Origin of the sequence: Parageobacillus toebii NBRC 107807 (genome assembly GCF_003688615.2) — a bacterium.
Lineage (GTDB): Bacteria > Bacillota > Bacilli > Bacillales > Anoxybacillaceae > Parageobacillus_B > Parageobacillus_B toebii.
In genome coordinates, this window is record NZ_CP049703.1 from 1,995,853 (window position 1) to 2,010,387 (window position 14,535).

The window sequence follows — 14,535 nt, forward strand, 5'->3', positions numbered from 1 at the left end:
TGATTGGCAATGAATTTACGGGCTACACGTGTCGGTGAACAAATGAAAAAAGAATTAAGCGATATTATTGGTCGCAAATTAAAAGATCCACGTATCGGTTTTGTCACTGTTACTGATGTGCGCGTCACAGGCGACTTACAACAAGCAAAAGTGTATATAAGCGTGTTAGGTGATGAAGAACAACGCCAAAACACTTTAAAAGGGCTGGAAAAAGCAAAAGGATTTATCCGCTCCGAAATTGGGCAGCGCATTCGCTTGCGGAAAACACCAGAAATATTTTTCGAAATTGATGAATCGATCGAATACGGCAATCGCATTGAGCAATTAATCCGCCAAATTTCCACTGAGCACGAAGGCGGGAAAAAAGAAGAGGAAAACAAAGAGGAATAATGGATAGACAATTTGTCTATCCATTTCCATTATGTACATAATACATAAGTTATTTTACTAAGAAAGGGTGCGCAAATGGACGGAGTATTATTATTGTATAAACCGCCTGGAATGACATCACATGACTGTGTTGCACGCATTCGCCGCATGCTGCAAATAAAAAAGGTAGGGCATACAGGGACGCTTGATCCAAACGTATCAGGAGTATTGCCGATTTGCATTGGCAAAGCGACGCGCATCGCTGAGTTTTTAACAGGGGCTACGAAAACATATGAGGGGGAGGTTACATTAGGGATTGCTACGACAACGGAAGACAGCACAGGTGAAATCATCGCAAAACAAAAGGTAGACCGTGTTATTCCACGCGATGAAATCGAAGCGGTGTTCCGTCAATTGACGGGAGAAGTTGCGCAAACGCCGCCAATGTATTCCGCGGTAAAAGTGAAAGGAAAGAAACTATACGAATATGCGCGTGCGGGCATTGAAGTCGAGCGGCCGACTCGCATTGTGACGATCCATGAACTAACATTGCTTGATGAAAGAGACGCGTTTGCAGGAGACATCGTTTCGTTTCGCTTTCGTGTCACTTGCAGCAAAGGTACATATATTCGTACATTAGCAGTGATGATCGGCGAACGTCTTGGCTACCCAGCCCATATGTCCGACCTTGTTCGTACTGCATCCGGTCCATTTTCCTTGCAAGATTGCGTCACATTTGAACAATTAGAGCAGTACATAGAGAGCGGCCAACTGAAGTCGATTTTACTGCCGATTGGCAAAGCACTTTTTCATTTGCCGAAATATGAAATAAATGATAAAGTAGCAGAGAAAGTAAAAAACGGAGCAATATTGCCGCTTCCAGCTTTTTTACAGTCGCTCGAGGGACCGGTATTAATGATAAGCAAGCAAAGAGAGGCACTTGCCCTTTATATAAAACATCCTACTAAACCTCACTTAATGAAACCATTAAAAGTACTTCGATGATAAGGAAAGTTGCAAAAAAACAGAAGGTGATTAAAGAAAATGAAAACATTGTTTATTTCGCATCCCCATCATATAAAAAAAGAAAAGCTGCCCCCTACTGTTATGGCGCTTGGCTATTTTGACGGCATTCATCTTGGGCACCAAGAAGTGATTCGCACAGCAGTGAAAATCGCGGCGGAGAAAGGATATAAAAGCGCGGTAATGACGTTTCATCCCCATCCTTCTGTCGTGCTTGGAAAAAAGGAAAAACACGTTCATTTGATTACGCCGCTAAAGAAAAAAGAACAGCTAATTGCCAAACTTGGCGTCGATTTTTTATATATCGTTGAGTTTACTCCTGCGTTTGCACAATTGTTTCCACAACAATTTGTGGATCAGTATATTATCGGTTTTCATGTGAAACACGTTGTTGCTGGCTTTGATTTTACTTACGGGCGTCTTGGAAAAGGAACAATGGAGACATTGCCATTTCATTCGCGTGATCAATTTACGCAGACGGTGGTTCCAAAATTGAGCTTTGCTGGAGAGAAAATAAGCTCCACTTATGTTCGAAAGTTGCTGAAAAACGGAGAGGTAGAGCAACTGCCGCGCTTGCTCGGCCGCTTTTATGAAGTGGAAGGAACGGTTGTTAACGGCGAACGTCGCGGAAGAACAATTGGATTTCCAACGGCAAATATTGCGTTAAATGATGATTATTTATTGCCGGCCGTTGGTGTATATGCCGTGAAAGTAAAAATCGGGACGGACGTATTTGAAGGGGTGTGCAATGTTGGATATAAACCGACTTTTCACTCTACCCGTGAAGGCATGCCGAATATCGAGGTGCACATTTTCGATTTTGCGGAAGACATTTATGGGGAAACGATGACGATTGAGTGGCATATGCGCTTAAGAAGTGAGCAAAAATTTGAGAGCGTGGATGAATTAATTGCGCAAATCAAGCGGGATAAAGAAAAAGCGCAAGCATACTTTCGCAATTTCACCGAAAACACTTGCATTTTATCGCAAAAAGAGGTATTCTAATGAATGTATGCAAAATAACCATTGCTTGGCAAGTCGAGTCACCGACGCTTGCTAGGTAATTGGGGTTTATAAACGAGGAGGTGAATAAGGATGGCATTAACACAAGAGCGTAAAAGAGAAATTATCGAGCAGTTTAAAATTCATGAGAACGATACAGGTTCTCCGGAAGTGCAAATTGCTATCCTTACAGAGCAAATCAACAATTTAAATGAACATTTACGCGTTCATAAGAAAGACCATCATTCGCGTCGCGGATTGCTTAAAATGGTCGGTAAACGTCGCAATTTATTGACTTATTTACGCAATAAAGATATTGCGCGCTATCGTGAATTAATTAACAAACTTGGATTACGTCGATAAAAAAAAGCGGGAGCATTCCCGCTTTTTTGCTAGTTATATAAGCGATTTTTCGCTATGATTAATAAATAGGAACTGATACATTGCCAATGATTCGTCCATACTAACAGTATATACATTCGTTTATTTTCGATTTGTACATAGAGAGGAGTACTCGTTTATATGGAGCAAGAAAAACGCATTTTTTCCATAGACTGGGCTGGACGGCCGCTTGTCGTGGAAATTGGCCAATTAGCGAAACAAGCGAATGGAGCGGTATTAGTCCGTTATGGCGACACAGTGGTATTAAACACAGCAACGGCATCAAAAGAAGCAAAAAACGTCGACTTTTTTCCACTAACGGTCAACTATGAGGAGCGTCTTTATGCGGTTGGTAAAATTCCGGGAGGATTTATTAAGCGGGAAGGACGTCCTAGTGAAAAAGCGATTTTAGCAAGCCGTTTAATTGACCGGCCAATTCGTCCATTGTTTGCGGAAGGATTCCGCAATGAAGTGCAAATCGTTTCGATGGTCATGAGTGTAGACCAAGATTGTTCTCCGGAAATGGCGGCGTTATTCGGTGCGTCACTTGCCTTAACGATTTCGGATATTCCGTTTGAGGGACCGATTGCCGGTGTTACAGTCGGCCGTGTGGATGGAGAGTTTGTGATTAATCCGACTGTCGAACAATTGGAAAAAAGCGATATTCATCTTGTTGTTGCCGGCACGAAAGACGCGATTAATATGGTCGAAGCTGGAGCGGACGAAGTGCCGGAAGAAGTGATTTTAGAAGCGATTATGTTCGGACATGAAGAAGTAAAACGGCTGATCGCTTTCCAAGAGGAAATCGCCGCCCAAGTAGGCAAAGAAAAAATGGAAGTAGTTCTTTATGAGCTTGATCCTCAACTAGAAGCAGAAATTCGCCAACTGGCGGAAGAGGATATTAAACGAGCTGTTCAAGTGCCAGAAAAATTGGCGCGTGATGCAGCAATTGAGGAAGTAAAAGCTAGTGTCATCGCAAAATACGAAGAACAAGAAGCAGATGAAGAAACATTAAAACAAGTAAATGAAATTTTGCATAAACTTGTTAAAGAAGAAGTGCGGCGGCTTATTACCGAAGAAAAAATACGTCCGGACGGCCGTAAGATTGACGAAATTCGGCCTCTCTCCTCTGAAGTCGGCGTATTGCCGCGCACGCACGGTTCAGGGCTGTTTACGCGCGGACAGACGCAAGTGCTTAGTGTTTGTACGTTAGGAGCGCTTGGCGATGTACAAATATTGGACGGGCTTGGTATTGAAGAAACGAAACGGTTTATGCACCACTATAACTTCCCGCCATTTTCGGTTGGCGAAACAGGACCGATGCGCGGGCCAGGCCGCCGTGAAATTGGACACGGAGCGCTTGGAGAACGAGCGTTAGAACCGGTCGTTCCATCTGAAAAAGAATTTCCATATACCATTCGCCTTGTTTCCGAAGTGCTAGAATCGAACGGTTCGACATCTCAAGCTAGCATTTGTGCAAGCACGCTCGCGATGATGGATGCAGGTGTCCCGATTAAAGCACCGGTAGCGGGAATCGCGATGGGACTTGTGAAAAACGATGACAATTATACGATTTTGACAGATATTCAAGGCATTGAAGACCATCTCGGAGATATGGATTTTAAAGTAGCGGGTACGGCAAAAGGCGTCACCGCTTTGCAGATGGATATTAAAATTAAAGGCTTATCTCGTGAAATATTAGAAGAAGCGCTCCAGCAAGCGAAAAAAGGTCGTATGGAAATTTTAGAACATATGATGCAAACGATCCGCGAGCCGCGCAAAGAGTTGTCGAAATACGCTCCGAAAATTTTAACGATGCAAATTAATCCAGAAAAAATTCGCGAAGTCATCGGCCCAAGCGGAAAACAAATTAATAAAATTATTGATGAAACCGGCGTAAAAATTGATATCGAACAAGATGGAACAATTTTCATCTCGTCTGTCAACGAAGCGATGAACCAAAAGGCGAAGCAGATTATCGAAGATATCGTTCGCGAAGTCGAAGTCGGGCAAATTTATTTGGGTAAAGTGAAGCGCATTGAGAAATTTGGGGCATTTGTTGAATTGTTCAACGGCAAAGACGGTCTCGTTCATATTTCCGAATTAGCAGAAGAGCGTGTCGGAAGAGTGGAAGATGTCGTTTCGATCGGCGATGAAATTTTAGTAAAAGTAATGGAAATTGATAAACAAGGACGCGTTAATTTATCGCGAAAAGCAGTATTGCGCGAGAAAAAGGAAAAAAAAGGCAAACGTCCGGAACGGCATAGAATGAAGCCTTAGGATTTCGCTCCTTAAGGCTTCTTTGTTGTGGGGGAAAGTTCTATCTTGTCCCTTCTTCACATATTTGTAGTATAAAAGGAGGGACAGATGTGAACAGAAATTATACCCGCTATTTATCGGTGGCGATTATGTTTTTCTTTGTTTGGGTCATCATCAATCAGCCACCAGTGAGCCAATATATTACCGTTTTTTCACAAAAAGGGAATATTATGGATATGAAAGGAGCCGATAAGCTCTATGCAGAAATTGTAGAAAAAGCAAAACAGTATGAAATTCCCCCACAAGATGCGGTCATCGATCGAGTATGGAAAGCAACGCCTGGTTATAACGGATTAAAAATCGATGTGCAAGCTTCGTATGAAAATATGAAAAAGGAAGGAAAGTTTGATGAACGGAAGCTTGTGTACAAACAAGTTCCTCCACGTGTTCATTTAGGAGATTTGCCGCCAGCACCGATTTATCGGGGACATCCGGATAAACCGATGGTCGCATTTCTCATCAATGTGGCATGGGGAAATGAGTATATTCCGAAAATGCTCGATATTTTAAAAAAGCATAACGTGAAGGCAACGTTTTTTTTGGAAGGGCGTTGGGTAAAAAATCATCCTGATATGGCAAAAATGATTGTAGATGCTGGTCACGAAATAGGAAATCATTCATATAGCCATCCTGACTTTAAGTCGCTAGATAATGAAAAAATCCGCAAGGAACTAGTCAAAACGAACGAAATCATCGAAGCGACAACCGGGGTGAAATGCAAATGGTTTGCTCCTCCAAGCGGGAGCTATCGTGATGATGTCGTGAAAATCGCCGCTGATTTAGATATGAAAACAATTATGTGGAGCGTCGATACAATTGATTGGCAAAAACCGTCTCCATCTGTTATAGTGAGACGGGTAATGTCCAAAGTTCATCCCGGTGCAATGATTTTGATGCATCCAACGCTATCAACGGCCGAGGCGCTTGAGCCGCTTATTATTTCGATTCAGCAAAAAGAATATGAAATTGGTAATGTGTCTACATTATTAGACGAAAAGAGAATTGTACAAAAATAGGAGGAACGTGATGTTGATTAATAAATATACTTGCAAAAACGGAGTACGAATCGTGCTAGAACAAATTCCGACAGTGCGTTCTGTCGCGATCGGGATATGGATTGGAACAGGTTCACGCAATGAGACGGAGCAAAATAATGGAATTTCACACTTTTTAGAACATATGTTCTTTAAAGGGACAAAAACGCGCACGGCAAGAGAGATTGCCGAAGCGTTTGACAGTATTGGCGGTCAAGTAAATGCGTTTACTTCTAAAGAATATACTTGCTATTATGCCAAAGTATTAGATGAGCATGCATCATTTGCTCTCGAAATGTTAGCAGATATGTTTTTCCATTCTACTTTTGTTGATGAGGAATTACAAAAGGAGAGAAATGTCGTACTAGAAGAAATTAGAATGTATGAAGATACACCGGATGATATTGTTCATGATTTATTAAGCAAAGCTTGCTATGCGAATCATCCGCTTGGTTATCCAATTTTAGGAACGGAAGAAACGCTGCGCACGTTTACGAGCGATTCGTTGCGCGGATATATGGCTGATTATTATACTCCGGATCGTGTCGTTATTTCCATTGCCGGTAATGTTGACGAAAGTTTTGTTCAGCAAGTGGAAAGCTATTTTGGTTCTTTCACGGCAAAACAAAAAGCTAGCGAATCACCAGCGCCGTTATTTCAGCCGCAAAAATTAGTGCGGCAAAAAGATACGGAACAAGCGCATTTATGTATCGGATTCAATGGGCTTCCTGTCGGCCATCCGGATATTTACACATTAATTATTTTAAATAATATTTTAGGTGGCAGCATGAGCAGTCGTCTTTTCCAAGAGGTCCGTGAACAGCGCGGTTTAGCATACTCGGTCTTTTCTTATCACTCTTCTTACCAAGATAGTGGATTACTAGCGATTTATGCCGGAACAGGCAACAATCAGCTTGATTTGTTATTTGAAACGATACAAGAAACGATCGATGCATTAAAAGAAGATGGAATTACTGAAAAAGAACTAAAAAACAGTAAAGAACAAATGAAAGGAAGTTTAATGTTAGGTTTAGAAAGCACAAATAGCCGGATGAGCCGCAACGGCAAAAACGAATTGTTGCTTGGGCGCCATCGTTCTCTTGATGAAATTATTGAGGAAATTAATAGCGTAACCGTGGAAAAAGTGAATGAACTTGCACGTTGTATTTTTAATGAAGATTATGCGCTTGCCTTAATTAGTCCAAGCGGTCAATTACCGAACCGAATCAGTTCGTAAGCAAGTTGATAGCAACATCGTTGTTCGAAAATGCCTGCTAAAATGCAGGCATTTTTTTATTTTCCTCATCTTACAATAATAGAAAGAAAAGAAAGGAGGAGAACGCGGTGAGGTTAAGCGAGTTAAGCGGCAAAGAAATTGTGGATGCAAGACGCGCCGAACGGCTCGGGGTGCTAGGACAGACGGATTTGGAAATCAATGAGCAAACTGGGCAAATTCAAGCATTGCTCATTCCGACAGGAAAATGGTTTGGATTTCGGAAAGAGGGGAGCGAAATTCGCGTTCCGTGGAAATATATAAAAAAAGTTGGTACGGATATGATTATTATCGATTTTCCGGATGAATGATCAAGAGTGCATGTGATCGCCAAAGGCGGTCACTTTTTTCTTTTAAACTGGAGATATTCACCTACAATTCCTTTTTTACATAAGATGTGAAAAGAAATAAAGCTAAAATATAAGTTTCGCATAAAGAAGGTGAGCATACACGATGATGCTAACAGGCATGCATATTGCCATTATAGGTGGGGACGCAAGGCAATTAGAAGTCATACGCAAATTAATTGAGCTAGATGCGAAATTGTCTTTAGTTGGCTTTGATCAATTAGCGCATCATTTTACGGGAGCGACAAAGTTGAGAATAGATGAAGTCGATTTCGCCGATTTAGATGCGATTATTTTGCCGGTTCACGGAACAACTCCGGATGGAAAAGTAAATACCGTGTTTTCGCATGAACCAATTCCCTTTACAGAAGAAATGATGTTAAAAACACCGAAGCATTGCACGGTCTATTCCGGGATTAGTAATAGCTACTTGGACAATTTAATGAAAACCGTCGACCGCAAATATGTTCAATTATTTGAACGCGACGATGTAGCGATTTATAACTCGATTCCAACCGCAGAGGGAACGATCATGATTGTCATTCAGCATACCGATTTTACGATTCATGGTTCTCGCGTAGCGGTCCTTGGGCTTGGGCGCGTCGGCATGACGGTTGCACGTACATTTGCTGCACTTGGTGCAAAAGTGAAAGTAGGGGCACGCCGCTCGGAGCATCTGGCCCGCATTACAGAAATGGGTCTTACCCCGTTTCATCTCAATGATTTAGAAAAAGAAGTGCAGGATATCGATATTTGCATTAATACCGTTCCGCATTTAATTGTAACGGCAAGTGTCATCGCGAAAATGCCGGCGCATACGCTTATCGTTGATTTAGCTTCAAAGCCTGGCGGCACCGATTTTCGTTACGCCGAAAAGCGTGGAGTAAAAGCGATCCTCGCACCAGGGCTGCCGGGAGTTGTTGCGCCAAAAACAGCAGGGCAAATTATCGCAAATGTTCTTTCACAACTATTATATACAGATTTAGAAAAAAGAAAGGGGAATGTGTAAATGAGTTTAAAAGGAAAGCGAATCGGATTTGGGTTGACAGGTTCTCATTGCACGTATGACGCGGTCATGCCGGAAATTGAAAAATTAGTAAACGAAGGAGCGGAAGTATTGCCAATTGTTACGTATACGGTAAAAACGACAAACACTCGCTTTGGCGAAGGAGAAGAATGGGTGAAGAAGCTAGAAGAAATAACAGGAAACGAAGTGATTGATACGATTGTCAAAGCAGAGCCGCTCGGTCCGAAAATTCCTCTTGATTGTATGGTTATTGCCCCACTGACAGGAAACTCGATGAGCAAACTTGCTAACGCGATGACAGATTCGCCTGTATTAATGGCAGCAAAGGCAACGATGCGTAATCACCGCCCGGTTGTTCTTGGCATTTCCACGAATGATGCGTTAGGATTAAATGGGGTAAACTTAATGCGCCTAATGGCGGCGAAAAATATTTATTTTATTCCGTTTGGCCAAGACGCCCCGCATACAAAACCGAATTCGATGGTGGCAAAAATGTCGCTGTTGCGTGATACGGTCCTCGCCGCATTAGAAGGAAGACAGCTTCAGCCGGTCATTATTGAAAAATTCCGGGATCAATAAGCAATCGATAGAAAACTCACTCCTATGCATAAAAATTTTCACTCCTTTAAAGTGGAATATGGTAAAATAAAAACTATAAATTTACCAATGTGATTGAGTGACTATGCGGAAGGAGAATGGTTCATGGAACAAAGACGTTTTCATGTTGCAGTCGTAGGAGCAACTGGCGCAGTTGGCCAACAAATGGTGCAAACGCTCGAAAATAGAAATTTCCCAGTCGGAAAGCTGACATTATTATCATCAGAACGTTCAGCAGGAAAAAAAATGCGCTTTCGCGGCGAAGAAATCGAAGTGCAAGCCGCAAAACCGGAAAGCTTTGAAGGGGTGGATATCGCCCTGTTTAGCGCAGGCGGATCTGTCTCCAAAGCATTGGCACCGGAAGCGGTCAAACGCGGGGCAATCGTGATCGATAACACGAGCGCGTTTCGTATGGAAGAAAACGTCCCGCTCGTTGTCCCTGAAGTGAACGAAAATGATTTAACATGGCATAATGGCATTATCGCCAATCCGAACTGTTCAACGATCCAAATGGTCGTTGCGCTTGAACCGATTCGCCAAGCGTTCGGTCTAAAAAAAGTGATCGTTTCCACGTATCAAGCTGTATCCGGCGCCGGGGCGCAGGCGATTGAGGAGTTAAAGGCGCAATCGAAAGCGGTGTTAAACGGTGAGCCGGTGACACCGGAAATTCTGCCAGTAAAATCGGACCGTAAACATTATCAAATTGCTTTTAATGCCATCCCGCAGATTGATAAATTCCAAGAAAACGGCTTTACATTTGAAGAAATGAAAATGATCAATGAAACGAAAAAAATTATGCATATGCCGGAGCTGCAAGTGGCAGCAACATGTGTGCGCATCCCGGTCATTAGCGGCCATTCGGAATCCGTATATATTGAAATTGAAAAAGATGGAGTCAGTGCAGACGACATTAAAGCGGTATTAAAAGATGCTCCGGGTGTCATTTTACAAGATGACCCAAGCGAACAAGTATATCCAATGCCAGTTGATTGTGTTGGCAAATACGATGTGTTTGTCGGACGAATTCGCAAGGATTTAGATCATGACCGGGCGTTCCATTTATGGGTCGTATCTGATAATTTACTAAAAGGCGCGGCATGGAATTCCGTGCAAATTGCGGAAAGTTTAATTAAACTAGGGATTGTAAAATAAATAGAGAAGCGAATTACATCGAGGTGTTAACATGAAAATCATTGTTCAGAAGTTTGGCGGCACATCCGTCCGTGACGAACGAGGGCGTGATTTTGCACGCAAGCATATTGAAAAAGCGCTTGAAGACGGCTATAAAGTAGTTGTTGTCGTCTCGGCGATGGGGCGAAAAGGAGAACCGTATGCGACGGATACGCTCCTTAGCCTCATCGGAGGGGCTAACAATTATGTCACGAAGCGCGAACAAGATATGCTAATGGCGTGCGGTGAAATTATTTCTAGCGTTGTTTTTACGAATCTATTAAATAAGCATGGAATAAAAGCAACTGCGTTTACTGGCGCGCAAGCAGGTTTCCGAACGAACGATGATTATACGAATGCGAAAATTATCGAAATGCGGTGCGAACGCCTGCTTAAAGCATTGAACGAATACGATGTCGTTGTCGTTGCTGGCTTTCAAGGCGCGACAGAAAATGGCGATATTACAACGCTTGGGCGCGGCGGAAGCGATACGTCTGCGGCGGCGCTTGGTGCGGCGTTAAACGCCGAATGGGTCGATATTTTTACCGATGTCGAAGGGGTGATGACTGCAGACCCGCGCATTGTCGAAAACGCCCGTCCGCTCGATGTCGTCACGTATACGGAAATTTGCAATATGGCCTATCAAGGGGCAAAAGTGATTCATCCACGCGCTGTTGAAATTGCGATGCAGGCAAAAGTGCCGTTGCGCGTTCGTTCAACGTATTCCGATTCTTTAGGAACGCTTGTTACATCTGCTATTCGTTCGAAAAAAGGAAGCGATGTAAAAGAGCGGTTAGTCACTGGCATTACTTATGTTTCCAATATTACGCAAATTAAAGTACAGGCGAAAGAGGGACATTATGAATTGCAGTCCGATGTTTTTAAGGCGATGGCGAATGAAGGAATTAGCGTCGACTTCATTAACATCTCGCCAAACGGTGTTGTTTATACGGTTTCTGGTGAAATGACAGAGCGAGCGGTCGCTGCCCTTCGCCGTATTGGTTATGAACCGATCGTTACACCAGGATGTGCGAAAGTATCTACAGTCGGAGCAGGGATTGCTGGAGTCCCTGGAGTGACGGCAAAAATCGTTACGGCTCTTTCTGAGCAAGGAATTCAAATTTTACAATCAGCCGATAGCCATACGACCATTTGGGTATTAGTGAAAGAGGAAGATATGAAAAAAGCGGTGAACGCGTTGCATGATGCATTCCATCTTTCCGAGGAATCGGCGGAAGAGTACGATTTAAAATTGGAGTGAGGAGTGAGGGTATTGATCCAATTTGGCAAAATCGTGACAGCGATGGTAACGCCGTTTGATCATAAAGGAAATATCGATTTTGCAAAAACGACCAAGCTTGTCGATTATTTGCTCGAAAACGGAACAGATTCGCTCGTTGTTGCCGGAACGACAGGCGAATCGCCAACATTAACGACGGAAGAAAAAGTTGCTTTATTCCGTCACGTTGTTTCGGTTGTGAACGGGAGAGTTCCAGTTATTGCTGGGACTGGAAGCAACAATACGCGCGCATCCATTGAATTGACGAAAAAAGCGGAAGAAATCGGTGTCGATGCGGTAATGTTAGTAGCGCCGTATTATAATAAACCGAATCAAGAAGGGTTATATCAACACTTCAAAGCGATTGCCGAAAGCACGTCGCTTCCGGTGATGCTCTATAATATTCCTGGACGTTCTGTTGTGAACATGTCTGTTGACACGGTTGTTCGTTTATCGGAAATTCCAAACATCGTTGCTATAAAAGATGCGAGCGGCAATTTAGATACGATGACGGAAATAATTGCCCGGACGAGAGAGGATTTTCTGCTTTACAGCGGTGACGATAACATCACCCTTCCGGTATTGGCGATTGGCGGTGCCGGCGTTGTGTCTGTTGCCTCTCATATTATTGGCAATGAAATGCAACAAATGATTGCTGCCTTCGAAGCAGGGGAACTTGCCAAAGCGGCAAAACTGCATCAAAAGCTGTTGCCAATTATGAAAGGGTTATTTGCAGCGCCAAATCCTGTACCGGTAAAAACGGCGCTGCAGTTAAAAGGATTAGACGTTGGTTCTGTTCGTCTGCCGCTTGTCCCGCTTACCGAACAAGAGCGCATCGAGCTAATGAATTTATTAAATACATTATAAAAGCCAAAAGGAAAACCAATCCGCATAGGCGGATTGGTTTTTTGCTGTTATAAAGCGCTTCATAAATCATCTTGTATTCAAAATCTCCCATCAGTTATAATAAAATCAAGTGACTTTGAGCGGGTTAGTATCATCATAGGAGGACGTGACATTGAAAACGAAACAAGTAGAGAAAATAAGGATTTTTTCCCTTGGGGGAGTCGGGGAAATCGGTAAAAACATGTATGTGGTCGAGCTGGATGACGACATTTTTGTGATCGACGCCGGCGTCATGTTTCCTGAGGACGAGATGCTTGGGATTGACAAAGTGATTCCTGACATTAGCTATCTCATTGAACGCCAAGATCGCATTAAAGCAATTTTTTTAACCCACGGGCATGAGGAACATATTGGAGCCATTGCTTACGTGTTGAAAAAGATTACGGCGGTGCCGGTGTACGGAACAAAGCTTACGTTAGGATTGGCAGAATCGATTTTGAAGGAACAGGGGATTACAAACGCAAAACTAATCGAAATTCGCTCCGATTCGGAAATTTTGTTTGATAAAGCAAAAGTGACGTTTTTCCGAACGATTCATAGCATCCCTGATTCGGTTGGGATTAGCATTCATACATCCCAAGGCGCCATTGTCTATACGAGCGACTTTAAATTTGACCAGACTCCATATGGCAAAAATCGAGCCGATTTAGGGAAAATGGCGCAGATTGGCGAACAAGGAGTGCTTTGCCTATTATCCGATAGTACGAATGCGGAAAGACCGGGTTATACGGGATCGGACACGCTTGTAGCCCAGGAAATTGCCGATGTTATTTATAACGCGAATGGTCGGGTTTTTGTTGCTTGCTATGCGTCGAACATCACCAGAATTCAACAAGTATTACATGCGGCAAAAATGTACGGACGGAAGGTAGCGGTTGTAGGGAAAACGTTGCATAAAGTGATGGATATTGCTGTTCGGCTTGGATATTTACATCTTCCGGAAAAAGTGACTATTTCCATCCATGACATTGACCGCTATGATGACAAGGAACTTATTATTTTAACAACAGGCGGGCATGGCCAACCGATGAGCGCATTGGCCCGTATGGCTAAACAAGTACACAAGCAGGTCAACATAAAAGAAGGAGATACTGTCATTGTTGCGGCATCGGTGATGCCTGGATATGAATTAGTATTTTCAAAAACCATTGATGCACTGTATCGTGCCGGAGCGAACGTCATTTACCGCGAGAGAAAAGTGCACGTGTCTGGACACGCATGCCAAGAAGAATTGAAGCTAATGCTTAATTTAATGAAACCGAAATATTTTATTCCTGTTCATGGCGAATATCGTATGCAAAAAGCACACGCTAATCTTGCAAAAGCGGTTGGCATCTCCGAAGATAGGACGTTTTTGATTGACAAAGGTGATGTCATTGAATTTCGCAATGGAGTAGCGCGTCCTGGAGGAAAAGTTCCGTACGGCAACATTTTGATTGATGGTCTTGGCATAGGCGATGTTGGCAACATTGTTTTAAGAGACCGGCGTCTTCTTTCGCAAGATGGGATTTTAATTGTTGTCGTTACATTGAGCAAAGAGTCAAAAAAAATTATCGCTGGACCGGAAATTATTTCGCGTGGTTTTGTCTATGTCAGAGAATCAGAATCATTGCTTGATGAAGCAACAAAAATCGTTGCAAATATTGTGAATAAATGCTTGCAAACCTATATGATCGAATGGTCGTCATTAAAATCAAACATTCGCGAAGCATTGAGCCAATTTTTATTTGAAAAAACAAAACGAAAACCGATGATTTTACCAATTATTATGGAAGTATAATACAATCATGCTCAAAGTCAACGAACAT

At 42.8% G+C, this 14,535-nt stretch carries 14 protein-coding genes; all 14 read left to right on the forward strand.

Annotation, left to right across the window (positions count from 1 at the left end):
* Positions 1–9: 9 nt before the first annotated feature.
* Complete coding sequence (rbfA, locus tag DER53_RS10355; protein WP_015863489.1) at positions 10–390, forward strand: 30S ribosome-binding factor RbfA; 381 nt, start codon at positions 10–12, stop codon at positions 388–390.
* Between the two features lie 75 nt (positions 391–465).
* A complete protein-coding gene (truB, locus tag DER53_RS10360; protein WP_062753349.1) occupies positions 466–1,374 on the forward strand; it encodes a tRNA pseudouridine(55) synthase TruB in 909 nt (302 codons plus the stop codon).
* Positions 1,375–1,413: 39 nt separating this feature from the next.
* Positions 1,414–2,397, forward strand: coding sequence for a bifunctional riboflavin kinase/FAD synthetase (gene ribF, locus DER53_RS10365; protein ID WP_062753347.1), 984 nt, complete (start codon positions 1,414–1,416; stop codon positions 2,395–2,397).
* 90 nt (positions 2,398–2,487) lie between these two features.
* Positions 2,488–2,757, forward strand: a complete 270-nt coding sequence (gene rpsO, locus DER53_RS10370) for a 30S ribosomal protein S15 (RefSeq protein ID WP_062753346.1) — start codon at positions 2,488–2,490, stop codon at positions 2,755–2,757.
* 159 nt (positions 2,758–2,916) lie between these two features.
* A complete protein-coding gene (pnp, locus tag DER53_RS10375; protein WP_062753344.1) occupies positions 2,917–5,055 on the forward strand; it encodes a polyribonucleotide nucleotidyltransferase in 2,139 nt (712 codons plus the stop codon).
* 89 nt (positions 5,056–5,144) lie between these two features.
* Positions 5,145–6,110 (forward strand): polysaccharide deacetylase family protein, encoded by a 966-nt coding sequence (locus tag DER53_RS10380; protein WP_062753342.1) that lies wholly within the window; start codon positions 5,145–5,147, stop codon positions 6,108–6,110.
* 13 nt (positions 6,111–6,123) lie between these two features.
* On the forward strand, positions 6,124–7,365 hold the full coding sequence (locus DER53_RS10385; protein WP_062753622.1) for a M16 family metallopeptidase: 1,242 nt from the start codon (positions 6,124–6,126) through the stop codon (positions 7,363–7,365).
* A 107-nt stretch (positions 7,366–7,472) separates the two neighbouring features.
* Complete coding sequence (locus DER53_RS10390; RefSeq protein WP_015863496.1) at positions 7,473–7,712, forward strand: YlmC/YmxH family sporulation protein; 240 nt, start codon at positions 7,473–7,475, stop codon at positions 7,710–7,712.
* A gap of 142 nt (positions 7,713–7,854) precedes the next feature.
* Positions 7,855–8,757: a dipicolinic acid synthetase subunit A gene (dpaA, locus tag DER53_RS10395; RefSeq protein ID WP_062753339.1), complete on the forward strand. Its 903-nt coding sequence runs from the start codon at positions 7,855–7,857 to the stop codon at positions 8,755–8,757.
* Positions 8,758–9,354: a dipicolinate synthase subunit B gene (locus tag DER53_RS10400; protein ID WP_015863498.1), complete on the forward strand. Its 597-nt coding sequence runs from the start codon at positions 8,758–8,760 to the stop codon at positions 9,352–9,354.
* Positions 9,355–9,477: 123 nt separating this feature from the next.
* Positions 9,478–10,524 (forward strand): aspartate-semialdehyde dehydrogenase, encoded by a 1,047-nt coding sequence (gene asd / locus DER53_RS10405; protein WP_062678197.1) that lies wholly within the window; start codon positions 9,478–9,480, stop codon positions 10,522–10,524.
* 31 nt (positions 10,525–10,555) lie between these two features.
* Positions 10,556–11,803, forward strand: coding sequence for an aspartate kinase (gene dapG, locus DER53_RS10410; protein ID WP_062753338.1), 1,248 nt, complete (start codon positions 10,556–10,558; stop codon positions 11,801–11,803).
* A 12-nt stretch (positions 11,804–11,815) separates the two neighbouring features.
* A complete protein-coding gene (dapA, locus tag DER53_RS10415; protein WP_062753337.1) occupies positions 11,816–12,688 on the forward strand; it encodes a 4-hydroxy-tetrahydrodipicolinate synthase in 873 nt (290 codons plus the stop codon).
* A 151-nt stretch (positions 12,689–12,839) separates the two neighbouring features.
* Positions 12,840–14,507 (forward strand): ribonuclease J, encoded by a 1,668-nt coding sequence (locus DER53_RS10420; protein WP_015863503.1) that lies wholly within the window; start codon positions 12,840–12,842, stop codon positions 14,505–14,507.
* The last annotated feature ends 28 nt before the right edge of the window (positions 14,508–14,535 follow it).